This window comes from Corynebacterium sp. HMSC076C10, assembly GCF_001812455.1.
GTDB lineage: Bacteria > Actinomycetota > Actinomycetes > Mycobacteriales > Mycobacteriaceae > Corynebacterium > Corynebacterium jeikeium_D.
In genome coordinates, this window is the sequence record NZ_KV809098.1 from 1 (window position 1) to 302 (window position 302).

Genomic DNA, 302 nt, shown 5'->3' on the forward strand with positions numbered 1-302 from the left:
TTTTTTTAGATAGGCATTTTCGGCCCGCAACCGTTCGTTTTCGCGACGCAGCTTGTCTTCCTCCGACAGCGGCTTCGGCGTGACCGATCCTTTGGGCCTGCCCTTCGGCTTCGGTTTCAACGCGTCATCGCCGTCTTTGCGCCATTTCCACGTCCACCCGCGGACCAGCTGCTGTGATGACAGGCCAAATTCGCGCGCAAGATTCATCGCTGTCTCGCCAGCAAGGTGGCGTTGGACAACTTCCTTCTTGATTTCAAACGAGTACTGCTGCTTTGTCGGTTTCTCCACAAGACATAGCCTGC

1 protein-coding gene is annotated in these 302 nt (G+C 55.6%); it reads right to left on the bottom strand.

Annotated features, from left to right (window positions below; all coding sequences use genetic code 11):
- A partial coding sequence (locus HMPREF2857_RS03145) for a helix-turn-helix domain-containing protein (protein ID WP_141752724.1) occupies positions 1-302 on the bottom strand: 302 nt, incomplete at both ends.